General features: G+C 46.1%; 18 protein-coding genes. All 18 read left to right on the top strand.

Features of this window, described 5'->3' with window-relative positions; genetic code table 11:
* The first annotated feature begins 13 nt into the window (after positions 1-13).
* On the top strand, positions 14-1,936 hold the full coding sequence (flgK, locus tag L2755_RS13930) for a flagellar hook-associated protein FlgK (protein ID WP_248981290.1): 1,923 nt from the start codon (positions 14-16) through the stop codon (positions 1,934-1,936).
* A 33-nt stretch (positions 1,937-1,969) separates the two neighbouring features.
* Positions 1,970-3,172, top strand: a complete 1,203-nt coding sequence (gene flgL / locus L2755_RS13925; protein WP_248981289.1) for a flagellar hook-associated protein FlgL — start codon at positions 1,970-1,972, stop codon at positions 3,170-3,172.
* A 334-nt stretch (positions 3,173-3,506) separates the two neighbouring features.
* Positions 3,507-4,919 carry a flagellin gene (locus tag L2755_RS13920; protein WP_248981288.1) on the top strand — a complete coding sequence of 471 codons (1,413 nt, stop codon included), beginning with the start codon at positions 3,507-3,509 and terminating at the stop codon, positions 4,917-4,919.
* A 416-nt stretch (positions 4,920-5,335) separates the two neighbouring features.
* Entirely contained in the window at positions 5,336-6,745 is a 1,410-nt protein-coding gene (locus L2755_RS13915; protein WP_248981287.1) for a flagellin, read from the top strand.
* Positions 6,746-7,012: 267 nt separating this feature from the next.
* Positions 7,013-7,468: a flagellar protein FlaG gene (locus L2755_RS13910; protein ID WP_248981286.1), complete on the top strand. Its 456-nt coding sequence runs from the start codon at positions 7,013-7,015 to the stop codon at positions 7,466-7,468.
* Between the two features lie 68 nt (positions 7,469-7,536).
* Entirely contained in the window at positions 7,537-8,898 is a 1,362-nt protein-coding gene (gene fliD, locus L2755_RS13905) for a flagellar filament capping protein FliD (RefSeq protein ID WP_248981285.1), read from the top strand.
* 141 nt (positions 8,899-9,039) lie between these two features.
* A complete protein-coding gene (locus L2755_RS13900) occupies positions 9,040-9,393 on the top strand; it encodes a flagella biosynthesis chaperone for FliD, FliT (RefSeq protein ID WP_248981284.1) in 354 nt (117 codons plus the stop codon).
* A gap of 6 nt (positions 9,394-9,399) precedes the next feature.
* Positions 9,400-9,801: a flagellar export chaperone FliS gene (fliS, locus tag L2755_RS13895; protein WP_248981283.1), complete on the top strand. Its 402-nt coding sequence runs from the start codon at positions 9,400-9,402 to the stop codon at positions 9,799-9,801.
* 293 nt (positions 9,802-10,094) lie between these two features.
* A complete protein-coding gene (locus tag L2755_RS13890) occupies positions 10,095-11,528 on the top strand; it encodes a sigma-54 dependent transcriptional regulator (RefSeq protein ID WP_283102835.1) in 1,434 nt (477 codons plus the stop codon).
* 918 nt (positions 11,529-12,446) lie between these two features.
* A complete protein-coding gene (locus L2755_RS13885) occupies positions 12,447-13,526 on the top strand; it encodes a sensor histidine kinase (protein WP_248981282.1) in 1,080 nt (359 codons plus the stop codon).
* 4 nt (positions 13,527-13,530) lie between these two features.
* Positions 13,531-14,883, top strand: coding sequence for a sigma-54-dependent transcriptional regulator (locus tag L2755_RS13880; protein ID WP_248981281.1), 1,353 nt, complete (start codon positions 13,531-13,533; stop codon positions 14,881-14,883).
* A gap of 1,437 nt (positions 14,884-16,320) precedes the next feature.
* Positions 16,321-16,653 carry a flagellar hook-basal body complex protein FliE gene (gene fliE / locus L2755_RS13875; RefSeq protein ID WP_248981280.1) on the top strand — a complete coding sequence of 111 codons (333 nt, stop codon included), beginning with the start codon at positions 16,321-16,323 and terminating at the stop codon, positions 16,651-16,653.
* 41 nt (positions 16,654-16,694) lie between these two features.
* Positions 16,695-18,392, top strand: coding sequence for a flagellar basal-body MS-ring/collar protein FliF (fliF, locus tag L2755_RS13870; RefSeq protein WP_248981305.1), 1,698 nt, complete (start codon positions 16,695-16,697; stop codon positions 18,390-18,392).
* Positions 18,382-19,437 carry a flagellar motor switch protein FliG gene (gene fliG, locus L2755_RS13865; RefSeq protein ID WP_248981279.1) on the top strand — a complete coding sequence of 352 codons (1,056 nt, stop codon included), beginning with the start codon at positions 18,382-18,384 and terminating at the stop codon, positions 19,435-19,437. Before fliF ends, fliG begins: the two co-directional genes overlap by 11 nt.
* Positions 19,437-20,393: a flagellar assembly protein FliH gene (fliH, locus tag L2755_RS13860; RefSeq protein ID WP_248981278.1), complete on the top strand. Its 957-nt coding sequence runs from the start codon at positions 19,437-19,439 to the stop codon at positions 20,391-20,393. The genes fliG and fliH overlap by 1 nt, the downstream gene beginning before the upstream one ends.
* A complete protein-coding gene (gene fliI / locus L2755_RS13855) occupies positions 20,365-21,705 on the top strand; it encodes a flagellar protein export ATPase FliI (protein ID WP_248981277.1) in 1,341 nt (446 codons plus the stop codon). The genes fliH and fliI overlap by 29 nt, the downstream gene beginning before the upstream one ends.
* Positions 21,706-21,726: 21 nt before the next feature.
* On the top strand, positions 21,727-22,173 hold the full coding sequence (gene fliJ, locus L2755_RS13850) for a flagellar export protein FliJ (RefSeq protein WP_248981276.1): 447 nt from the start codon (positions 21,727-21,729) through the stop codon (positions 22,171-22,173).
* A gap of 162 nt (positions 22,174-22,335) precedes the next feature.
* A complete protein-coding gene (locus tag L2755_RS13845) occupies positions 22,336-23,907 on the top strand; it encodes a flagellar hook-length control protein FliK (protein ID WP_248981275.1) in 1,572 nt (523 codons plus the stop codon).
* Positions 23,908-23,966: the final 59 nt, after the last annotated feature.

The following is a 23,966-nucleotide window of genomic DNA, read 5'->3' as shown; positions in this document are numbered from 1 at the left end:
GGAGTGGTAACTAATGTCAATGGACTTGCTCAGTATTGCTCGCACCGGAGTGCTAGCGTCACAATCTCAGCTGGCGATCACCAGTAACAACATCGCCAATGCCAATACCGAAGGCTATAACCGTCAGGTTGTTTCACAATCGAGTCTCGAGTCACAGAAGTTAGGCAGCAGCTTTTACGGTACGGGGACTTATGTCTCAGACGTAAAACGGGTGTATAACGATTACGCTGCACGTGAGTTACGCATCGGTCAAACTGCAGTAAGCGAAGCGCAAACGACCTACAGCAAAATGTCTGAACTCGACCAACTATTTTCGCAGATAGGCTCGGCAGTTCCCGCATCACTCAACAGTTTCTTTGCCGGTATCAACAGTCTGGCTGATATTCCTGACGATTTGGGGCTGCGCGATTCTTTACTGTCTAACGCTGAGCAGCTGGCCAACAACGTTAATCAGCTGCAACTGCAACTTGATGGGCAGATGGGTCAAACTAACGACCAGATCTCGGCTGTCACCGATCGCATCAATGAGATCAGTAACGAGCTTGGCAACATCAACCGTGAGCTAATGAAGTCTCAGGGGCAAGATATGCAGTTGCTTGATAAGCAAGATGCACTGATCCTTGAGCTAAGTGAATATGCCGAAGTCAATGTGGTGCCACTGGAATCTGGCTCCAAAAGTATCATGCTCGGTGGCTCAATCATGCTGGTGTCTGGTGAAGTATCAATGCAAATTGGCACTAAACCGGGTGATCCTCACGCCAATGAACTGCAAATAACCGCGTCTTCAGGCGGCAAAAGTCTAGTGGTTGATGCCTCTAAAGTCGGCGGTCAGCTCGGTGCATTGGTCGATTATCGTGATGACACCTTAATTCCTGCACAACTTGAGCTGGGTCAATTTGCTCTCGGTGTGGCGGATGCATTTAATCAGGCCCAGTCACAAGGTTTTGATCTCAATGGGCAGGTGGGCGCCAATATCTTTACCGATATTAACGACCCTTCAATGCAGCTGGGCCGCGTCGGTGCGTTTTCAAGCAATAGCGGCAATGCCAATCTAGGCGTCAACATCGATGATGTTAGTTCACTGACGGGCAGCAGCTATGAACTTAGCTTTACCGCGCCATCGAGCTACCAGTTAAAAGACAGCAGCAGCGGCAATATCACGCCACTGACGCTTAATGGTAATACGCTAGAGGGAGCGGATGGTTTTAGCATCGACATCGCAAGCGGCGTATTAGCCTCCGGTGATAAATTCGAGATCCGTCCCACTTCAAGTGCAGCCACCGCGTTATCGGTCACCATGACCGACGGCAAGGGTATTGCTGCCGCCGGGACCAGTATTACCAGCGATGCGGCAAACTCTGGCAATAGTAATATTAATTTAATCAGTATTGATAACCGCAACGCCCCAGGCTTTCCGACCACGGGCGCCGAGCTGACCTTCGAGATTGACCCATCTGCATTGCCACCGACCTTTGAAGTCTTCGACGCTCAAGGCAATTCTATGGGGCCAGCGGCAGCTTATACTCCACCGAGCATCAGTGCCAATGGCTTTACCTTTGAAATTAACTCCACTGCAGTCACCAAAGATAAGTTTACTTTCGATCTGTCTTTCGCCGAGGGTGACAACAGTAATCTGGTTAATATGGCGCAGTTAAACGAAACCAAAATGATGAACGGCGGTAGCACCACCCTGACGGATGTTTTTGAAAACACCAAGCTCGATGTTGGCGGTAAAACCAAGTCAGCTGAAATATCAATGGGCTCTGCGGGGGCTATTTATAACCAAGCTTATACCCGAGTTCAAAGTGTATCAGGAGTCAATCTTGATGAAGAAGCGGCCAATTTAATGCGCTTTCAGCAATCCTATCAAGCGTCGGCGCGGATCATGACCACCGCGACGGAAATATTTAATACCCTGTTTAGCTCACTGCGCTAACTCGGCATTAAAGAATAGAGCAAGGAAAACAGCATGAGAATCTCAACGGCGCAAATGTTTACCCAAACCACGACCAACATGATGAAAGGCCAGTCAGCGACGAGCAAAATCATGGAGCAGTTGGCGACGGGTAAAAAGGTCAGTACGGCAGGTGATGATCCCGTTGCCGCTATCGGCATCGATAATCTTAAGCAGCAGGGCGCAGTGGTCGATCAATTTCTAAAGAACATTGATTACGCCTCAAATCGTTTGGCTGTTAGCGAAAGTAAAATTGGTAATGCAGAAACGGTCGTCTCTAGCATGCGCGAGCAGATGCTTCGTTCAGTCAACGGCACACTAAGTGATGCCGATCGGCAAACAATTGCCGATGATATGCGTGGCAGCCTAGAAGAGCTGCTTTCCATTGCCAACAGTAAAGATGAATCCGGTAACAGTTTATTCGCTGGCTTCAAAACCAATTCAGAACCGTTTGCTTTTGATAATAATGGCAAGGTGATTTACCGCGGCGACTCAGGTGTTAGGGATTCAGTGGTCGCGTCTGGTGTCACTGTTGGCAGTAATCTCCCTGGCGACAGCGTGTTCTTGAATGCCGCGAATGCCACGGGCGATTACAGCGTCAATTATTCGTCGACACAGCAAGGCAGCTTTAGTGTTGAAGGTGCCACCATCACAGATCCAACCCTGCCAGTGGCGGGTAACTATACTTTTGACTTTGCAGATAATGGTGCTGGTGGACTCGATCTCAACGTGACCGATTCTGCAGGGACTGTGACTACCATCCCCAATTTTGATGCCGCCAACCCTGTAACCGTTGATGGTATTGAGCTGCAACTTAAAGGTACACCTGTAGCAGGTGATACATTTGAGTTGGCGCCTGAACAAAATTCCAACATATTCGATACCCTAAACAGCGCCATAGCACTGCTTGAAGATGGTAGTAAGTTAAATACACCCCAAGGTCAGTCAGAAATGGCACAGTTATTGAATAATGTTAGCAGTGGCCAAGAACAGATGGGGACCAGCCGCAGTGTGGCAGGCAATAGTTTAAAGAGCTTAGAAAACTATACCAGCACACATAAAGAGGAGCAGTTGGTTAACCAGTCGGCACTGTCTTTGCTTGAAGACTTAGATTACGCCGAAGCGATAACAGAGTTTGAAAAGCAACAGATGTCGCTCAACGCGGTATCGAGTGTGTTTAGTAAAGTTGGCTCTATGTCGCTGTTTGATTACTTATAGAAATTGGCGACTTAAAAAGTCTTTATTGCGGCGCTATGGAAGCATTTAGTTTGCAGAATGTAGAAAAATTTCAGTTTTACAAACATTGGCACAAAAAAAGCATTATAAATTTTAGTTTTAAAGCATTAACGACACAAGACAAAAAATTGACAGTTAAGCTCTTGGTAATGTTAATTGAAAGTAATTAGCAGTGACATAGCTACAGAGTCAAATAAAAAACACTTTGCCGTTATCAACGGTATTAAATGATATGAATTCAGTTTGAATATTGAAATATTAACAATTTTAGCCGAGTAACCAATCTTGGCAAACCCACTAAGAAGAGGATTACACCATGGCTATTAGCGTTAATACTAATGTCACATCAATGAAAGCCCAAACCAACATGAACCGAGCTAGCACTGATCAGCAGACATCAATGGAGCGTTTGTCTTCAGGTCTACGCATTAACAGTGCCAAAGATGATGCTGCCGGTCTACAAATTTCTAACCGTATGACCAGCCAGATCAACGGTATAGGTGTGGCCATGCGTAACGCCAATGACGGTATCTCTATTGCACAAACAGCTGAAGGCGCAATGCAGGAGTCGACAAACATCCTCCAGCGTATGCGTGACTTGTCACTGCAATCGGCTAACGGTTCAAACTCAGTTGAAGATCGCGGCGCAATGCAAAAAGAGATGTCATCACTACAATCTGAATTAACCCGTATTGCTGACACAACCTCTTTTGGTGGCCAAAAACTAATAGATGGTAGCTATGGTACTCAGAATTTCCAAGTAGGCTCTGAAGCGAATCAAACAATTTCCTTATCACTTAATGACGTGTCGTCTAATGCTATTGGGCAGAATCAAAAAACCGGTGCAGGTTCTGTATTTGGTGCTGCAGCGGCTGCTGGTACAGCATATGGCACCGCGACGGCTGCAACGGATATTATTTTAAGTGGCCCGACAGGCACATCGGTAGCGACCGATATCTCCGCTATGGATGCAAAAGCGGCTTCTGAAGCACTAAATGCACTGGGTACCGGTGTTGAAGTTTCAACAAAGACAACGGTTGAGATTGCTGGTATGACTGCGGCCGACAACGGTACGCTTGAAATTGGCACCGATTCATACGACTTAAGCAAATTCAACGGTAGCATGGAAGATTTAGCCACTGCGATCGGGAAAGATGGTCACTCAGCTAGCTTTGATTCAGGCACTGGTAAGCTAAGTATTTCTGCAGATGATGTTGCTGGGATAAAAGCCGTTGGCCCTGCCGGTGGTACAATGACCATTGCGACTGTGACTAATGGTACGGCAGGCGTTGCAGACACCGTTGACGTGGGTGGTGTAGTTGTCAATGCAGAGCTTAAGTTCTCATCAACCGACGCATTTACAGTAGCTGGTACCAGCGGTGCAATTACTGGGGCGGGAACGACATCTAGCTTATCAACAATACGTGATGTTGATATCACTAGTGAGCAAGGTGCACAAGATGCGCTAGCTGTTATCGACTCTGCAATTGCAAGCATCGATAGTAATCGTGCCGATCTAGGTGCAGTTCAAAACCGGATGAACTTTACCATCAACAACTTGAGCAACGTACAAACCAACGTGTCTGATGCGCGTAGCCGTATTCAAGATGTGGATTTTGCCAAGGAAACTGCCGAGCTAACTAAGCAGCAAATTCTATCGCAAACCTCTTCAGCAATGCTTGCACAGGCTAACCAGTTACCACAAGCTGCGCTATCGCTATTGGGTTAATTGTTGGCGGGTTGAGTTAGTGGTGGTTTTTGCATGGCCTTAATAGATGCAGGTAAAACTAAAAAGCTTCGATGATCTCATCGAAGCTTTTTTTGTTGTAGGAAAACCGAAGGTTGTCTTGATTGACTGTGTTTATTTCTGCTTATTATCCTATTTCTCCTTCTGATTTGTGCTATCTCAAGTTCAACAGCTTAGGTCAAAGCGTGATCATCATAATATCTAATATTAGTTATATCGTTGTTTTATATCGTTTTAAATATTTTTTTTGTAAAATTCAAAATAAAGGCTAAAGGTTAAAAAGAAGGTGCCGTTATAGATACTGTAACCAACATGATTCGCCTGGCTTTAGATAGACAGGCACTAATATAAGTACTGTTGTTTAGTACAGTCTAAAGCAAGGTAAGAGGGAATTAATAATGGCTATTTCAGTAAACACTAACGTTACGTCAATGAAAGCGCAAAGTAACTTAAACAGCGCGGGAAGCAATCAAAAAACCTCTATGGAGCGTTTGGCATCAGGTCTACGCATTAACAGTGCAAAAGATGATGCAGCGGGCCTACAAATTTCTAACCGTATGACTAGCCAAATCAACGGTATTGGTGTCGCTATGCGTAACGCCAATGACGGTATCTCTATCGCACAAACAGCTGAAGGCGCGATGCAGGAGTCGACTAACATCCTCCAGCGTATGCGTGACCTTTCACTACAATCAGCTAACGGTTCAAACTCAACTGAAGATCGTGGCGCAATGCAAAAAGAGATGTCTTCTTTACAAAGTGAGTTGACGCGTATTGCTGACCAAACATCATTTGGTGGCCAAAAATTACTAGACGGTAGCTACGGTACGCAAAATTTCCAAGTGGGTTCAGAAGCTAACCAAACTATCTCGCTGTCACTTAGCGATGTATCAGCTAACGCCATTGGGCAAAATCAGAAAACAGGTGCTGGTTCTGTATTCGGTAGCGCTGCAGCAGCAGGTCTTGCATTTGGCGCGGCTACAGGTGCTTCTGACGTCGTAGTGAGCGGCCCAAGTGGTACATCTGTTGCGACTGATATTTCGGGTATGGATGCTAAAGCAGCATCTGAAGCTCTTAATGCGCTGGGTACAGGGGTTGAAGTCTCAACTAAAGCTTCTGTTGAAATTGCAGGTATGACTGCTGCGGATAATGGCACACTTGAAATTGGCACTGATTCATACGACTTAAGCAAGTTCAACGGTAGCATGGAAGATCTAGCCACGGCGATTGGTAAAGATGGTCACTCTGCTAGCTTTGATTCAGGTACTGGTAAGCTAAGTATTACCGCTGATGATGTTGCTGGTATTAAAGCGGTTGGTCCAGCAGGTGGCACTATGACTATGGCTACCGTGACTAACGGTACAGCTGGTGCAGCTGCTACTGTTGACGCTGCTGGTGTCGTAGTTAACTCTGAGCTTGAATTTTCATCAACTGATGCATTCACTGTCAGTGGTACAACAGGTGCGATAACTGCTGCAGGTACAAATTCTGCATTATCTACTATACGTGATGTTGATATCACTAGTGAGCAAGGTGCACAAGATGCGCTAGCAGTCATTGACTCCGCTATTGCAAGTATCGATAGTAACCGTGCTGACTTAGGTGCGGTACAAAACCGAATGAACTTTACCATTAATAACTTGAATAACGTACAAACTAACGTGTCAGATGCCCGTAGCCGTATTCAAGATGTGGACTTTGCTAAAGAGACTGCTGAGCTAACTAAGCAGCAAATTCTATCGCAAACATCTTCAGCAATGCTTGCACAGGCTAACCAGTTACCACAAGCTGCATTGTCACTGCTGTAAACCTTAAGTCACTAACTTAAGTAAAGCTAAGGTTTGACCTTATGTTAATAAACAAAGCTGAACATTAGCTAATTGATTAAAGGGAGGGTCGGCAACGACTCTCCCTTTAATGTTTTAAATTGCTAGAAAGGCCGTTCTAATGAGTCCTTTAAGAGAGTTCAAAGGGCTGGTTTAACAAGGTGTGATGTCAGCGGAGCTTTCAGGCAATATAGTGGTTCTCGCAACTATCTAGCCGACTTATAATAATGAAAGACAGGAGTGGTGAAAATGGAACTTAACTTATCCAGCAGCTCTGCAGCGCAGATAGCAATTGAGATAACTAAAACTCAGAGCCAGTTACCAAGTCAGAAACAAGAGTCGAGTCATGCATTATCCAGGGCTGAGACCGTCAATAAACTGCAAGATGGCAATACCGTTAATGTCATTGAGCAATCCGTAAAAGCGCAGGAGTTAGCGAAGCTTGAAGAGGCAGAGCAAGCGACTGAGTCACTTGAAGAGATGGAAGAGGTTGCAGCCAAACTTTCTGATATGATGGCCATGTTACGCAAAGGCCTCACTTTTAAGGTCGATGACTCACTGGGGACTCAGGTCGTTAGTGTACTGGATATAGACACGGGTGAGCTCATCAGACAGATCCCCAACGAAGAAGCATTAGAGTTGGCCATTAAATTGCATGAAAAAATGGCTGAGATGGATGGCTTACTGATGTCTACCCAAGTGTAGGTAGAGTTGCTGTTGTCTATTTTTTTCATATTTGTTCATGTTTTTTGTATTAGCGTATTGAGGTTGTCATGGGATTAACATCGGTTGGTATAGGCTCGGGAATGGACATTAATGGCATTGTGTCGGCATTGGTACAAGCCGAAAGTGCGCCCAAGGTGGCTAAATTTGATGCTGATGAGGGCAAGCTTAGTACGGAAATATCAGCAATGGGTACACTTAAAAGTGCTCTAACAGCATTTCAAGACAGCCTAGAAAAATTAACCGACCCAGATACCTTTATCGCTCGAAAAGTCAAACTGTCGAACAATGATTTTATCAGTGCTACCGCGGATGCAAATGCAGTCGCCGGTAGTTACAAAGTTGAAGTAGAGCAGTTAGCTGAGAGTCAAAAACTTGGCTCTGCGCCTGTTGCCGATGCGACCGCTGCGTTGGGTGAAGGCTCATTAACCTTTGGGGTTGATGGTGCTGACTTTAGTATTGATGTCGTTGCGGGCGACTCCCTTGAAACCGTGATGCAAAAAATCAACGATGCTGAAGATAATGTTGGCGTAACTGCCACCATCATTAACGGTGACAATGGTCCACAACTGGTGATGACATCAGACAAAACCGGAACGGATAAGCTGATTACAGTGACCGCAGCAGACACTGATGGCGGCACTGGCCTAGTTGATACCTTTACCATGACAGAATTAAGTGCAGCCAAAGATGCGGTACTTTATGTCGATGGCCTTAAAGTGACCTCTAGCAGTAATACGGTAGAAGATGTCATTACCGGTGTCAGCATCACAATATCAGATGCAGATCTGAGTAAAAGTACCCAATTAACTGTGTCTGCAGACACCGCATCTGTCGAGAAAAGCGTTGAAGCATTTGTCGAGTCATACAATGCTTTGATGGAGACAGTGTCGAATCTATCGGGTTATGATGCGGATACAAAAAAGGCGGGTGTTTTACAGGGCGACTCGATGATCCGCAGTATTCAGAGTCAGCTTCGTGGTGTTTTATCGAGTAGTTTTGATTCTGAAGATGGTGCCACCATGTTAGCCAATATTGGTGTTAAAACTACTCAACAGGGCACATTGGAGATTGATGATGAAATCCTTAAAACTGCGTTAGAGAACGACATGACACAGATTAAGGATATGTTTAGCGCCGAGGATACCGGGCTAGCAGCAAGGCTTGATGGTTTAGTCGAAACCTACGTGCAAACAGGTGGCACCATCGACAGTCGTGACGAGACCTTAGATAATCAGATATTACGTATTACCGAAAGCCGTGAGCAGCTTGCACGCAAAATGGGTTCTTATGAAGCAAGACTGCTAAAGCAGTTTAATGCAATGGACTTAATCGTGGCTAACTTGAGTGCACAGTCTGCCGACTTAGCTACTCGCTTAGCGTCACTGCCTGGTGTGGTTCCACAAAAGTAGCTGTGCATTAACCATTAAGAGTTGATTCAATTTTCGATGATCCTAACGGCAATAATCTTTTGCTGCAAAAGAGCTATGTAAAATAGTGTGCCGTTATTATTTGATAATGCTAAAAAAAGAAACCGATGAAGTGAATGCCTTATGATTACCCCAACTATCCCCGCGACTGAAATTAATCCTCAACTAGCTACAGTCGATACCGCCATGACTGAATTACTCGAAAAACTAGAGAATATTCAGTTCGAAGATGATATTAGTGACACTTTGGTACTTAAATTGCAGGAGGTCATTAGTGCGCGTCAAATTTTGATAGGTCAAATAGTGGCCGATAGTCAGTTCGAAGACCGAACTTACCTGCAAGCACTGGTGGACAAAACGTTGGAATTTGAACGTCGGGCAGAAAAAGTCTTAGCCGATCGCGAAGCCTTATTACGAGGCATGCGTAAAGGTAAACACCAAACTAACTTATATAAAACAATAGATTCAAATAGGTAGGTAGTTATGAGAGGTTCGCTTCAATCATATAGAAAGGTTTCGCTAGATAGCAGTATTGCAGTTGCTTCACCCCATAAAGTGATCCAAATGATGTTTGCAGGTGCATTAGAGCGCCTAGCACAGGGACGTTATGCCATAGAGCAAAACAACTTGGAGTTTAAAGGCGTGAGTCTAGGCAAAGCCGTTAGCATAGTTGCTGGGCTTAACAGCAGTCTTAATATGGAAGCTGAAGGTGATGTTGCCAATAACCTAAACTCGCTCTATGACTTTATGCTGCAGAGAATATCTGATGCAAACATCAATAACGATGTACAAGCCATTGATGATGCAGCAGGTATTTTACGCACGATTAAGGAAGCTTGGGATGCAATCCCAATTGAACTACATGAGTTATCTTCTGAAAGCTAATGATTGTCGTGAGGTTTATTTGGGGCTAAAAGAGGGGGGGTGGTTGGTCACTCCTTTTTGACATTTGTCAAAAACTTGTCACCGCTAAATTAGCTGTTGCTGAGTTTTTAATCAAAATGGATCCAGTTTCTCATAAAGTTCATCGGAGGCTTGCTTATGGCGAGCCGATAATACACTATTCAATTTGGTAGTGAATTTGATAAGATTTCTTTGAAAGAAGCTATCGGCTTGAAATAAGCAACGAACACTAATAATTAATGCGCTGATACATATACGCCTTAACGGCCTTCGGAATGATGCAAACAGATCAACGAATTTTACTTGTGGGTAACCAGTCAGAGCGAATTAATCGCTTGTCATGTGTCTTTGAGTTTTTAGGTGAGCAAGTCGAGTTGATCGGTTTCGATAAACTTGAACTGCATACTAAACATACGCGTTTTCGCGCGATTGTTTTACCTGCTGAGAACCAATCAAAAGAACTTATCCAGTCTTTGGCCGGAGCACTTCCGTGGCAGCCATTTTTGCAGTTGGGTGAAGTCGATGGCTTGAAAGCCTCGAATATTCTTGGCTGTATCGAAGAACCACTAAATTATCCTCAGCTCACTGAGTTACTTCACTTCTGCCAAGTCTATGGCCAAGTGAAGCGTCCCGAAGTGCCCACCAGTGCCAATCAAACTAAACTGTTTCGTAGCCTCGTCGGCCGCAGTGAAGGTATTGCCAGTGTGCGTCACCTCATAAGCCAAGTTGCCAGTTCTGAAGCCACAGTGTTAATCCTTGGACAATCAGGTACCGGCAAAGAGGTTGTTGCACGAAATATTCATTATATTTCAGATCGCCGTGATGGTCCTTTTATTCCCGTTAACTGTGGTGCAATACCTGCCGAGTTATTAGAAAGCGAACTGTTTGGCCACGAAAAAGGTTCATTTACCGGCGCGATAAGTGCCCGTAAAGGTCGATTCGAATTAGCAGAAAAAGGCACGTTGTTTCTTGATGAAATAGGCGATATGCCACTGCAAATGCAGGTTAAGCTGCTGCGTGTATTGCAAGAACGAATGTTCGAACGTGTTGGTGGTAGCAAGTCTATTGCAGCTGACGTGAGAGTCGTTGCGGCGACACACAGAAATCTTGAAACCATGATTGTAGAGGGCAGCTTTAGAGAAGATCTCTATTACCGCTTGAATGTTTTTCCAATAGAGATGCCAGCTTTGTGTGAACGCAAAGAAGATATCCCATTATTATTGCAAGAACTGATTAGCCGAGTTTATAACGAAGGCCGCGGCCGAGTTCGTTTTACACAGCGTGCGATAGAGTCGCTTAAAGAGCATGCTTGGGCTGGTAATGTTCGTGAGTTATCTAACTTAGTCGAGCGCTTAACGATCTTATATCCTGGTGGCTTGGTTGATGTTAATGACTTGCCGGTTAAGTATCGTCATATCGATGTGCCAGAATATTGTATAGAAGTCAGTGAAGAGGAGCTTGAGCGTGATGCGCTAGCCTCTATCTTTAATGATGACGAGCCAATCGATATCCCAGAGTCTCGCTTCCCAAGTGAGTTACCTCCAGAAGGGGTAAACCTAAAAGATTTGTTAGCTGAACTTGAAATCGACATGATTAGACAAGCATTAGATCAACAAGACAGTGTGGTTGCTCGCGCAGCAGAAATGCTGGGTATTCGTCGTACCACTCTGGTCGAGAAAATGCGTAAATATGGTTTAGGGAAAGACTAGTTTTAGACTAATGCTTTCTGGAGAAACAATGCGACACTTCTGGTGTCGCATTTTTTTTGCGCTATTTTTGTGTAGTTCTAAAGGAACGTAGGTATTAGGTTCTAGCAAAGCATAAAATCAACATCAACATCAACATCAACATCAAAAGCCAAAGGGTGTTTTCTGTTGATTTCCTAGCAGGACGTAGTCCGTCCTAGTACCTAGGACCTTCTCAGCTTTCAGATACGGTAAAATCTTAGACGAACGGCCTAGGGCCTTACGGCACGCTTCGCTTACGGTAAAACTAGAAAAGAGCAAAGCGACGGCATAAATGCCGACCTACAAAAGATAATCGTGAACACCAACATAAGCATTACAACACCGCTGTAGGTTGGGCTTTAGCCCATCAATCATTGCAATCGACCATGCTAACCGACGGCATAAATGCCGACCTACTTTAAAAGAAGGTTCTAGCAAAGCATAAAATCAACATCAACATAAAAGCCAAAGAGTGTTTTCTGTTGATTTCCTAGCAGGACGTAGTCCGTCCTAGCAGTGAGCTGGCGAACGCCCTAGTACCTTCTCAGCTTTCAGATACGGTAAAATCTTAGACGAACGGCCTAGGGCCTTACGGCGCGCGACTTCGTCACTACGGAACGCTTCGCTTACGGTGAAAAATAGAAAAGAGCAAAGCGACGGCATAAATGCCGACCTACTTTAAAAGAAGGTTCTAACAAAGCATAAAATCAACATCAAAAGCCAAAGGGTGTTTTCTGTTGATTTCCTAGCAGGACGTAGTCCGTCCTAGCAGTGAGCTGGCGAACGTCCTAGTAGCGAAGCGTCCTCGCAATGGCGCAGCCATGATCTAGGGCCTATGTTCTTATTGTGGCACGAAACCTGCTTTATCCCGTCAAATGCAGTTTTTTTGACGGAGTCATTATGTCCGCAGTCCCCCAGCCACAATTTGATGCGCTAACAGCCAGTCGTCCGCAATTGGTCGATGTTCAGCAAGCGGCAAATATGTCCAACCGTATGGAGCATATTCTGCAGGCGATGCCGTCGGGAGTGGTGATCATTAATGGCGACGGTATAGTGACCGACGCAAATCCGGTCGCGATAGAGTTGCTTGGCGGACCGCTTGAAGGGCTGCGCTGGTTTAAAGTGATCAATCAAGCATTCTCACCAAAAGATGATGATGGTCATGAGGTGTCACTGCGTAATGGCCGCCGCGTTAAGTTGGCGATTACGCCATTAACCCCAGAGCCGGGACAGTTAATTGTATTAACTGATTTGACTGAAACGCGTTTACTGCAAAAGAACTTATCACACCTGCAAAGGTTGTCAGCGTTAGGCAAAATGGTGGCGACATTGGCACATCAAGTACGTACGCCACTGAGTGCCGCCTTGTTGTATGCCTCAAACCTTGCCAGCCCAAAAATATCAGATACGGCTAGAAAACGTTTTCAAGGCAAGTTGGTCGATAGACTCAACGAGCTGGAACATCAAGTAAATGACATGCTGCTAATGGCAAAAGGTCGTCAGCAGGAGCTGGATGTTATCGTCTCGATTGAAGAGGTGATTGATAGTGTGCTCAATAACTGTGAACCCATTTCGGCGCAAAAAGGCTGCCAACTTAGTTTTGATAATCAGTCAACTCAGCGCATTCGAGCCAATGACTCTGCGTTAAGTTCCGCGATAAATAATCTAGTGGTTAATAGTATTGAAGCTGGCGCGACACAGATAGAGATAAAGGCCTTTGATACGGCCACCGCGCTGCATGTGGATGTGATCGATAACGGTAAAGGGTTAGATGCTGATATGCAGCAACAAGTGCTTGAACCTTTTTTTACGACTAAGCCCCAAGGCACAGGACTCGGGCTCGCAGTCGTGCAATCGGTGGTAAACAATCATGGTGGTCTTATGCAGTTTAGTTGTCATGGTGGCGAAGGTTGTACCGCCTCGCTTAAATTCCCTTTAGTGACTGCGCAAGAGTTCACTGACACTGTTGGCGGAGCATAAGCGCATGTCTGAAGGTAAATTACTGTTAGTTGAAGATGATGCATCATTACGTGAAGCATTGTTGGACACGCTTATGCTAGCGCAATATGAGTGCGTCGATGTCGGCTCGGCTGAAGCGGGCATTTTAGCGTTAAAAAGTGACACATTTGATATGGTTATAAGCGATGTGCAAATGGAGGGGATTGGTGGTTTAGGCTTGCTCAATTACCTACAACAGCATCACCCGAAAGTGCCTATGTTATTAATGACGGCCTATGCGACTATCGACAATGCGGTTAACGCGATGAAGCTAGGAGCTGTCGATTACTTAGCAAAACCATTTTCGCCAGAAGTGCTTCTTAATCAGGTATCACGATACCTGCCTGCAAAATCTACGACAGGCAACCCTGTCGTCGCGGATGAAAAGAGTTTAGCGTTATTGGCGTTGGCGCAGCGAGTGGCGGTATCTGATGCATCGGTTATGATCATGGGCCCTAGTGGCAGCGGTAAAGAGGTGCTAGCGCGCTATATTCATCAACACAGTCGTCGTGCTACAGAGCCCTTTGTCGCGATAAACTGCGCCGCCATTCCTGAAAACATGCTCGAAGCCACGCTATTTGGTTATGAGAAAGGCGCTTTTACTGGCGCTTATCAAGCTTGCCCTGGTAAATTTGAACAGGCCCAAGGCGGTACGTTACTGCTTGATGAAATTTCAGAGATGGAAGTAGGCTTACAAGCCAAGCTACTGCGGGTACTGCAAGAGCGCGAAGTGGAGCGATTAGGTGGCCGTAAAACCATCAAACTTAATGTACGGGTATTAGCTACTTCAAATCGCGACTTAAAAGCGTTGGCGGCATCGGGAGAGTTTAGAGAAGACCTTTATTATCGCATCAACGTATTTCCATTAACTTGGCCAGCGCTAAATCAGCGTCCAGCAGACATTTTACCTTTAGCGAGACACTTGATTCATCGTCACTCTTTAGCGATGAATAAACCAGAAGTCCCGGTACTGGCTGAGTGTGCTACGCGGCGCTTATTAACTCATCGTTGGCCGGGCAATGTACGTGAACTGGACAACGTGGTGCAGCGAGCGCTTATTCTAAGTGTTTCAAACGAAATAACGGTTGCTGACATTATTATCGATTCTTGTGACATTCAGCTGACAGCGGAAGCGGTAGCGGTTGAAGAGGTTAAGTCTGTAGAGCTTGATGGATTAGGCGATGAGCTTAAAGCACAGGAACATGTGATTATTTTGGAAACCTTGACTCAGTGTAATGGCAGTCGCAAAGCGGTCGCCGAAAAGTTGGGGATCAGCGCCCGCACCTTACGTTATAAGATGGCAAAAATGCGCGACTCAGGAATTCAAATACCGGCTTAAAACAGGGCGCTTCGCTTCGAGACCTTCTTTTACAGTAGGTCGGCATTTATGCCGTCGCTTTGCTCTTTTCTAGTGTTCACCGTAAGCGAAGCGTTCCGTAGTGACGCAGTCGCGTGCCGTAAGGCCGCAGGCAGTTCGTCTAAGATTTTACCTTATCTAAAAGCTGAGAAGGTCCTAGGTACAAGGACGTTCGCCAGCTCACTGCTAGGACGGACTCCGTCCTGCTAGGAAATCAACAGAAAACACCCTTTGGCTTTGATGTTGATTTTATGTTTTGCTAGCACCTTCTTTTAAAGTAGGTCGGCATTTATGCCGTTGGTTAGCATGGTCGATTGCAATGATTGATGGGCTAAAGCCCAACCTACAGCGGTGTTGTAATGCTTATGTTGGTGTTTACGATTATCTTTTGTAGGTCGGCATTTATGCCGTCGCTTTGCTCTTTTCTAGTTTTTACCGTCAGCGAAGCGTTCCGTAGTGACGCAGTCGCGTGCCGTAAGGCCGCAGGCAGTTCGTCTAAGATTTTACCTTATCTAAAAGCTGAGAAGGTCCTAGGTACAAGGACGTTCGCCAGCTCACTGCTAGGACGGACTCCGTCCTGCTAGGAAATCAACAGAAAACACCCTTTGGCTTTGATGTTGATTTTAGGCTTTGCTAGAACCTTCTTTTAAAGTAGGTCGGCATTTATGCCGTTGGTTAGCATGGTCGATTGCAATGATTGATGGGCTAAAGCCCAACCTACAGCAGTGTTGTAATGCTTATGTTGGTGTTTACGATTATCTTTTGTAGGTCGGCATTTATGCCGTCGCTTTGCTCTTTTCTAGTTTTTACCGTCAGCGAAGCGTTCCGTAGTGACGCAGTCGCGTGCCGTAAGGCCGCAGGCAGTTCGTCTAAGATTTTACCTTATCTAAAAGCTGAGAAGGTCCTAGGTACAAGGACGTTCGCCAGCTCACTGCTAGGACGGACTCCGTCCTGCTAGGAAATCAACAGCAAACACCCTTTGGCTTTTGATGTTGATTTTAGGCTTTGCTAGCACCTTCTTTTAAAGTAGGTCGGCATTTATGCCGTCGGTTAGCATGGTCGATTGCAATGATTGATGGGCTAAAGCCCAACCTACAGCGGTGTTGTAATGCTTATGTTGGTGTTTACGATTATCTTTTGTAGGTCGGCATTTATGCCGTCGCTTTGCTCTTTTCTAGTGTTCACCGTAAGCGAAGCATTCCGTAGTGACGCAGTCGCGTGCCGTAAGGCCCTAGGCCGTTCGTCTAAGATGTTACCGTCTTTGCTAGAACCTAGAACCTAGAACCTAGAACCTAGAACCTAGAACCTAATACCTAATACCTAATACCTTTCTCCTACCTTCCCACAATCTGGCACGATTTCTGCTTTAGCTAGTTCAATATAAGTTTTTCGTCAAGAAAACGACATTGGGAGATAGTTATGCAAATCGGCGCTAATTCTTTACTGCAAGAGATGCAGTCACTTAACGGCCAAATTGGTACTCAAGGGATCCAAACAGGTATTGCTCGCCAAGTGAATAACACTTCCGGTGCTGATTTTGGACAACTTCTCTCTCAAGCTGTTGGAAATGTGAGCGAACTTCAATCAAGTGCAGCTAATTTGGCCACTCGCCTAGATATGGGCGACACCACAGTGACATTATCTGATACCGTGATTGCACGTGAGAAGTCTAGCGTTGCTTTTGAAGCAACAGTGCAAGTGCGCAATAAGCTGGTAGAGGCTTATAAAGACATTATGAGTATGCCTGTTTAGGCCTTAATCACTAACAACAGGTAGCAATTGTGAGTACAGAAATGGTCGTAGGAACAGGTTCAAGTGTCGCTGCTGGTGGGCAGTCCGGTGGTGTTCAAGAGGAACATAAACCGGGTGTGATGGGATCTATCGGTAATATTGATATGTTACGTCAAGTGACAATGATATTGGCGTTAGCTATCTGCTTGGCATTGGCTGTTTTTGTGATGATATGGGCGCAAGAGCCTGAATATCGGCCTTTGGGTCAGATGAGTACCCAAGAGATGGTACAAGTACTCGACGAACTTGATAAGAATAATATCAAATACCAGATCCAAGGCGATGTGGTTAAAGTCGCTGAAGACAAATACCAAGATGTAAAAATGATGCTAAGCCGAGCGGGTTTAGATCAGACGACTGCAAACGACGACTATTTGAGTAAAGACAGCGGTTTTGGTGTTAGCCAGCGAATGGAACAAGCTCGCCTTAAACATAGCCAAGAGCAAAACCTGGCAAGAACTATCGAAGAGTTAAAAAGTGTTAGCCGCGCCAAAGTTATCTTAGCGTTACCAAAAGAGAATGTTTTTGCGCGCAATCGCTCAAAGCCGAGTGCAACAGTGGTCGTCAATGTAAGACGTGGCGGTCTTGGCCAAGAAGAGGTCGATTCGATTGTTGATATTGTGGCCTCTGCAGTGCATAACTTAGCACCCAATAAAGTCACCGTGACTGACTCAAACGGCCGTCTACTTAACTCTGGCAGCCAAGATGGTGTCTCCGCTATCGCCCGTCGCGAGCTTGAAATCGTGCAGCAAAAAGAGTCTGAATATCGTAACAAGGTTGAGTCTATTTTGATGCCTATCTTAGGGCCTGAGAATTTCACCTCTCAAGTTGACGTTAGCATGGACTTTACTGCAGTAGAGCAAACAGCCAAGCGTTATAACCCCGACCTGCCCGCACTTCGCAGCGAGATGATCGTTGAAAACAATTCAAACGGCGGCACTAGCGGCGGCATTCCTGGGGCGTTATCGAACCAGCCACCAATGAATGCAGATATTCCACAAGAGGTGGGTACTGAATCGACAACCGTTCGCTCTGGCAATAGTCATAAAGAAGCGACCCGAAACTATGAACTCAATGAAACCATAAGTCATACCCGCCAGCAAGTTGGCACCCTAAAACGCGTGAGTGTGTCCGTCGCCATTGATTTCAAAAATGCCCCGGTTGCTGAAGATGGTAGTGTGACTAGAGTGCCTCGAACCGAACTGGAACTGGCTAATATTCGCCGGCTGATCGAAGGCGCTGTAGGTTTTAATACTCAACGTGGTGACATGATTGAAGTCGTCACGGTACCGTTTATGGATCAGCTCATTGAAGAGGCTCCAGCACCTGAAGTATGGGAGCAACCTTGGTTCTGGCGTGGGATTAAGTTAGGGCTTGGTACGTTAGTTGCGTTAGTGATAGTGATTTTTGTTATCAGCCCAATGCTGAAACGTATCGTTTACCCTGATAGCACAAAAATGCCTGACGAGCCAAAAATGGGTGATGAACTCGCTGAGATTGAAGACCAATATGCTGCTGATACATTAGGCATGCTCGAGCGGCCCGAAGCTGAATATAGTTATGCAGATGATGGGTCTATTTTAATTCCCGATCTGCATAAAGATGATGACATGATTAAAGCCATCCGCGCTATTGTCGCGAATGAACCTGAACTATCGACTCAAGTCGTGAAAAATTGGTTACTAGACGATGAAAAATAATGTTAGCCCTGAGGTGCAAGCCGTTGCACCTGCTGCAGGCTTTAAAGTTGAAGATTTAAGCGGTACTGATAAAACGGCTATTTTGCTGCTGAGTCTAAGCGAAAGTGATGCCGCCTCTATCTTGAAACACCTTGAGCCGAAGCAGGTGCAAAAGGTGGGCATGGCCATGGCTGCGATGCAAGATTTTGGTCAAGAGAAGGTCATCGGTGTACATAAGATGTTTTTAGATGATATCCAAAAGTACTCCTCTATTGGCTTTAACAGTGAAGAGTTTGTTCGCAAAGCGCTAACCGCGGCCTTGGGTGAAGACAAAGCTGGCAATCTTATCGAACAGATTATTATGGGCAGCGGAGCTAAGGGGCTAGATTCCCTTAAGTGGATGGACGCGCGCCAGGTGGCGACCATTATCCAAAACGAACACCCTCAAATTCAAACCATAGTGTTGTCTTATCTTGAACCCGACCAAGCGGCAGAGATCTTTGCCCAGTTCCCAGAAAATACTCGTTTGGACTTAATGATGCGAATTGCCAACCTTGAAGAGGTGCAACCTGCAGCGCTGCAAGAGCTTAACGATATTATGGAGAAACAGTTTGCCGGCCAAGGTGGCGCACAAGCCGCTAAGATGGGTGGTCTCAAAGCTGCCGCTAACATCATGAATTACCTCGATACTGGCGTTGAAAGTCACCTGATGGAAACCATGCGCGAATCTGACGAAGAGATGGCGCAACAGATCCAAGACTTAATGTTTGTCTTCGAAAACCTCAGTGATGTTGACGATATGGGTATTCAGGTCCTACTGAGAGAAGTCCAGCAAGATGTGTTGATGAAGGCGCTAAAAGGTGCTGACGACCAACTCAAAGAGAAGTTACTGAGCAATATGTCTAAACGCGCAGCTGAACTACTACGTGATGATCTAGAGGCAATGGGACCGATTCGAATTAGTGAAGTGGAAGTGGCCCAAAAAGAGATCCTCTCTATTGCACGTCGCCTTAGTGAAAGTGGTGAGCTGATACTCGGCGGCGGCAGCGGTGAAGAGTTCTTATAATGGCAGATCCAAAAGAGCCCAAAGGGGTAACGGTAAATACCACTGATGAATTTGATCATTGGGAACTTCCTGATATTACAGAAGAGATTGATAGTTCATCGTTGAATATGTTTGGCCGTCATGGCTTGCATGTTGACGTTAAAGATGAGAGCGAAGCGGAAGCTATTTTGCCGCCGACGCTGACAGAGATTGAAGATATTCGCGCTCATGCTGAGCAAGAAGGTTTTGTACAGGGGCAAGAGAGCGGCCATGCCGAAGGACTGGAAAAAGGTCGTTTGCAGGGGCTGGAACAAGGCCATACAGAGGGATTTGAGCAGGGAAAAGAACAAGGGGTTGAAGCGGGACTACAAGCATCCGCTGAGATGCTGCAACGGTTCGAAACACTGCTGAGCCAATTTGAGCAACCGCTGAGTATCTTAGATACCGAAATCGAAAAAGAGCTGTTGTCGACAGCAATGAGTCTGGCCAAAGCCGTGATTGGTCATGAGCTTAAGACCCACCCTGAACATATTTTAAGCGCACTGCGTCAAGGTGTTGACTCTCTACCGATAAAAGAACAAAAAGTGAATATTAGACTGTCACCAGATGACGAATCCTTAGTTAGCAATTTATACACTGCGGCTCAGTTGGAGCGTAATCGCTGGGATATTGAAGCCGACCCAAGCTTGTCGGCGGGTGACTGCATCATCACTAGTGGCCGCAGTCATATTGATATGACTGTCGATACACGTATCCAACATGTCTTTTTTGAGTTGGAGAAAAGCCAGCAAGATCTGCTGCAGCTCAAAGAGCAGCAGGAGGCGCTACTCAATCAAAGTGAAAGTAATCAACGCCAGAGCAATCAATCTACTGCAGATGAAGTGGCTACTGCTAATGCCGCGGCGGTGGAACCTTCACCCGTAAAGCCTCCAATAACCGAAGGTGAACATGCCGACACGCCAACACCGACTGCGTAGCAAACTGGCGCAGCATCATAAAAAGGTAAACCCTTTTGTGGCCGAAGCTAGCGGGCAATTAGTCCGAGTGGTGGGCCTCACGCTCGAAGCTACAGGTTGTCGAGCCTCGGTTGGCAGTCTTTGCTCCATCGAAACCATGTCAGGTGATCTAGTTGCCGAAGTGATAGGTTTTGATGATGAACTACTTTACTTGATGCCAATCGAAGAGTTAAACGGTGTATTGCCTGGCGCTAAAGTGACGCCACTCGGGCAACAGTCTGGACTGAGTGTGGGTTTAGCATTGTTAGGCCGAGTACTCGATGGTAGCGGTCTGCCAATCGATGGCTTAGGTAATTTACAAACGGATCAAAAAGCGCCCACCCACACAACCGCAATCAACCCGCTAGCCAGACGCGCAATTAGCGAGCCGCTAGATGTTGGCGTGCGCGCGATTAACGCGATGTTGACCGTGGGCAAAGGTCAACGAATGGGCTTGTTCGCAGGCTCTGGAGTGGGTAAGAGTGTGCTGCTGGGCATGATGACTCGCGGCACGACCGCCGACATTATTGTGGTGGGATTAGTCGGTGAACGTGGCCGAGAAGTCAAAGAGTTTATTGAAGAGATTTTAGGTCCAGAAGGACGAGCGCGCTCGGTTGTCGTGGCTGCGCCGGCAGATACTTCCCCCTTGATGCGACTTCGTGCTTGTGAAACCTCGACTCGAATTGCCGAGTACTTTCGTGATCTGGGCTATAGCGTTCTATTACTCATGGATAGCTTAACCCGCTACGCACAAGCGCAGCGAGAGATCGCGCTGGCTGTGGGGGAACCGCCGGCCACTAAAGGTTATCCGCCTTCAGTATTCGCTAAACTGCCGAAACTGGTGGAACGTGCCGGCAACGGTAGCGGCAAGCAGGGCTCTATTACCGCATTTTACACCGTGCTGACAGAGGGCGATGATCTACAAGATCCTATCGCCGATGCATCCCGGGCAATTCTTGATGGCCATATTGTATTATCACGATCACTGGCGGATTCTGGGCATTACCCAGCGATTGATATTGAAGCATCAATTAGCCGTGTCGCGCCGATGGTGATTAGCACTGAGCATTTAGAAGCCATGCGCCGGGTCAAGCAGATCTACTCGCTTTATCAACAGAATAAAGATCTGATTTCAATTGGGGCTTATACCCAAGGAAGCGATCCTAAAGTCGATAATGCCATCCGTTTACAACCTGCCATGAATGCGTTTTTACGCCAAACGATGAAAGATACCATTACCTTCGACAGCAGTGCGTTAATGTTGAGTCAATTAGGTGCGCAATGCCATGTTTAGCGCTGAAGAGTAAATCGTAAAATGGCTAAAACAGATCCTTTAATTACCGTGCTTAAACTCAGCAAAGATGCGGAAGAGCAGGCATCGCTGCAACTGCGTAGCGCTCAGTTAGAGCTGCAGCGTAGGCAATCGCAGTTAAAAGCGTTGCAGGACTATCGTTTGGATTACATGAAGCAGATGGAGCAGCAGCAGGGTCAACAAATTAGCGCTAGCTATTACCATCAATTTCACCAGTTTGTACGTCAAGTTGATAACGCGATTGTACAGCAGGTTAACACAGTGCAGGAAGCGCTGACTCAACAGCTACACCGACAAAACCATTGGCAAGAGAAGCAACAAAAGCGAAAAGCAGTAGAGTTACTGCTGGCTAAAAAAGCGGAAGCAGCTCAACTTGCAGAGCAACGCAAAGAGCAAAAAATGGTCGATGAATTTGCATCGCAACAGTTTTACCGAAAATCCCGCCGATAGTTTTTTCTCTGTCACATTTATTGGCATCATAATTGCTTTGAATGGCTATAGGTGTCAGCTATCAAGCCGATATTTTGACGCCCAATACCGGACCAATACCCGGCTAATACCAGATTTTGATAGCCATTTTGTGCTTGTTTAGGCAACGCTGACGGAGAAGTTATGCAGCAGATGACCCATGTTTTACTCAGTAATGCTGATGCAGTCGCCGCAAAAAAGGCAACGACTAACAGTAAGCCAGAAGCGACAGCTAACGGCGACAATTTCTCTGCTGCCCTAGAAAAAGCCCGCAACAGCGATTCAGCGCTAAAAACTGAGCAAACTAATCAACAAGCCATTAAGCAAGCGAATAAGCAGAGCAGTGCTGGCACTACGGCAAACCATTTTAATACTCAAAACACCGCAGCTGCACGGTCAAGCGGCAAGACAGCAACGGCTGATGCTAAAGGATCCGTTAGCAGTGATGACGTAAGCCAAGTCCTAGCACAAATTAATCTCGCCAATAACTTCCCTACCGATGCAGAGAGTGGATCTACCATTGCCGCTGACGGCGAAAGCTTGCCGTTAGACGATGATATGGCTTTAGAGCAAAGTGATGCAAAGCGGGTTAAAGAGGGCGAACTATCGACCGATGCCGCCAACACTGAGTTGTCAGATGAAATCTTACAAGCATTAAGCTTTCAAAGCGGTATTGCAGAACAAGCCCTTAGCAATATGCCAGCAGATGAACTCAAGACCCTGTTAGCACAAAGTAAAATACTGGATGCTAATGGTGAGCTTCTAACTCAATATGCCATTACATCGGCCCCACAGGCGGCCAGCGCTGAGTCATTAGTCAAAACCAATGCCGCAGCATCACCGCTAAATGGCAGCATCAATGATCCCAAGGTCCAACATACTGCGGTTGCAGGCAATGAACCAACCGATACAAACAGTAAACTTGATAGCCGTGATATTTTAGGCAAAGAAGCGGCGATGCAAGCAGGCGCTTCTCAAACTAAAGCTCAAGCACAAGCTCAAGCTCAAGCAAACGACATCGAAAACGGTGCTAGTGCGACTAAATCTGTAGCCGTTAATGCTAACCAGATGGCAGCAGAGCAGTTAAAAGGCGCAGAACTGTCGGTACGGCTAACCCCAATTCAGATGGGACTAGAGGCCAATCTAGCCAGTGGTAATCAAGAGTTATCGACGCAAGAGATTAAGACTGTTGCAGGCTTACAAGCCCATAATTTACAAATTCAGCAGAGTTTAACCCGCACAGAGCCTCAGCAAATACAACTGTCACTCAAGCAATATGCCGACCAAGCGACGCAGATGCAGGAGATGATCCAGCGCTTCTCTCCGTTGATGAAACAACAGTTAATGACCATGGTGAGCCAAGGCGTTCAACACGCTGAAATTCGCTTAGACCCGGCTGAACTCGGCAGTATGGTGGTGCGTATTCAGGTGCAAGGTGATTCCACACAAGTGCAGTTCCAAGTCTCACAGCATCAAACCCGCGATCTCGTTGAGCAAGCAATGCCAAGGTTACGGGAAATGCTGGCTGAACAGGGACTGCAATTAACCGATGGCCAAGTGTCCCAAGGTAATGGTGGCAATGAGCAGTCTTTTAACGGTGATGGAGACGGCCAGGGCCAAAGTCACGCTGAAATGGACGAAATTCCAGCAGAAGAGCTGGTTGTAGGCGCAAATCTGGCAACAAGTCGCGCTTCAGGTATAGATTATTATGCATAAGCAGGTAACCTATAGTGCAATAGGCAATTTGGCTTGATGGGTTGCTCAATAATCGGTTA

The organism is Shewanella abyssi (assembly GCF_023284025.1).
Taxonomy (GTDB): domain Bacteria; phylum Pseudomonadota; class Gammaproteobacteria; order Enterobacterales; family Shewanellaceae; genus Shewanella; species Shewanella abyssi.
This window is presented reverse-complemented; position numbering and strand designations above follow the sequence as displayed.

Coding starts and splice junctions, on each gene's coding strand:
- fliJ (WP_248981276.1), top strand. CDS start 21,727: ATGGCTAAAACAGATCCTTTAATTACCGTGCTTAAACTCAGCAAAGAT.
- flgK (WP_248981290.1), top strand. CDS start 14: ATGTCAATGGACTTGCTCAGTATTGCTCGCACCGGAGTGCTAGCGTCA.
- fliH (WP_248981278.1), top strand. CDS start 19,437: ATGGCAGATCCAAAAGAGCCCAAAGGGGTAACGGTAAATACCACTGAT.
- fliS (WP_248981283.1), top strand. CDS start 9,400: ATGAGAGGTTCGCTTCAATCATATAGAAAGGTTTCGCTAGATAGCAGT.
- fliI (WP_248981277.1), top strand. CDS start 20,365: ATGCCGACACGCCAACACCGACTGCGTAGCAAACTGGCGCAGCATCAT.
- fliG (WP_248981279.1), top strand. CDS start 18,382: ATGAAAAATAATGTTAGCCCTGAGGTGCAAGCCGTTGCACCTGCTGCA.
- L2755_RS13845 (WP_248981275.1), top strand. CDS start 22,336: ATGCAGCAGATGACCCATGTTTTACTCAGTAATGCTGATGCAGTCGCC.
- fliE (WP_248981280.1), top strand. CDS start 16,321: ATGCAAATCGGCGCTAATTCTTTACTGCAAGAGATGCAGTCACTTAAC.
- L2755_RS13920 (WP_248981288.1), top strand. CDS start 3,507: ATGGCTATTAGCGTTAATACTAATGTCACATCAATGAAAGCCCAAACC.
- fliD (WP_248981285.1), top strand. CDS start 7,537: ATGGGATTAACATCGGTTGGTATAGGCTCGGGAATGGACATTAATGGC.
- L2755_RS13910 (WP_248981286.1), top strand. CDS start 7,013: ATGGAACTTAACTTATCCAGCAGCTCTGCAGCGCAGATAGCAATTGAG.
- L2755_RS13885 (WP_248981282.1), top strand. CDS start 12,447: ATGTCCGCAGTCCCCCAGCCACAATTTGATGCGCTAACAGCCAGTCGT.
- fliF (WP_248981305.1), top strand. CDS start 16,695: ATGGTCGTAGGAACAGGTTCAAGTGTCGCTGCTGGTGGGCAGTCCGGT.
- L2755_RS13880 (WP_248981281.1), top strand. CDS start 13,531: ATGTCTGAAGGTAAATTACTGTTAGTTGAAGATGATGCATCATTACGT.
- flgL (WP_248981289.1), top strand. CDS start 1,970: ATGAGAATCTCAACGGCGCAAATGTTTACCCAAACCACGACCAACATG.
- L2755_RS13915 (WP_248981287.1), top strand. CDS start 5,336: ATGGCTATTTCAGTAAACACTAACGTTACGTCAATGAAAGCGCAAAGT.
- L2755_RS13900 (WP_248981284.1), top strand. CDS start 9,040: ATGATTACCCCAACTATCCCCGCGACTGAAATTAATCCTCAACTAGCT.
- L2755_RS13890 (WP_283102835.1), top strand. CDS start 10,095: ATGATGCAAACAGATCAACGAATTTTACTTGTGGGTAACCAGTCAGAG.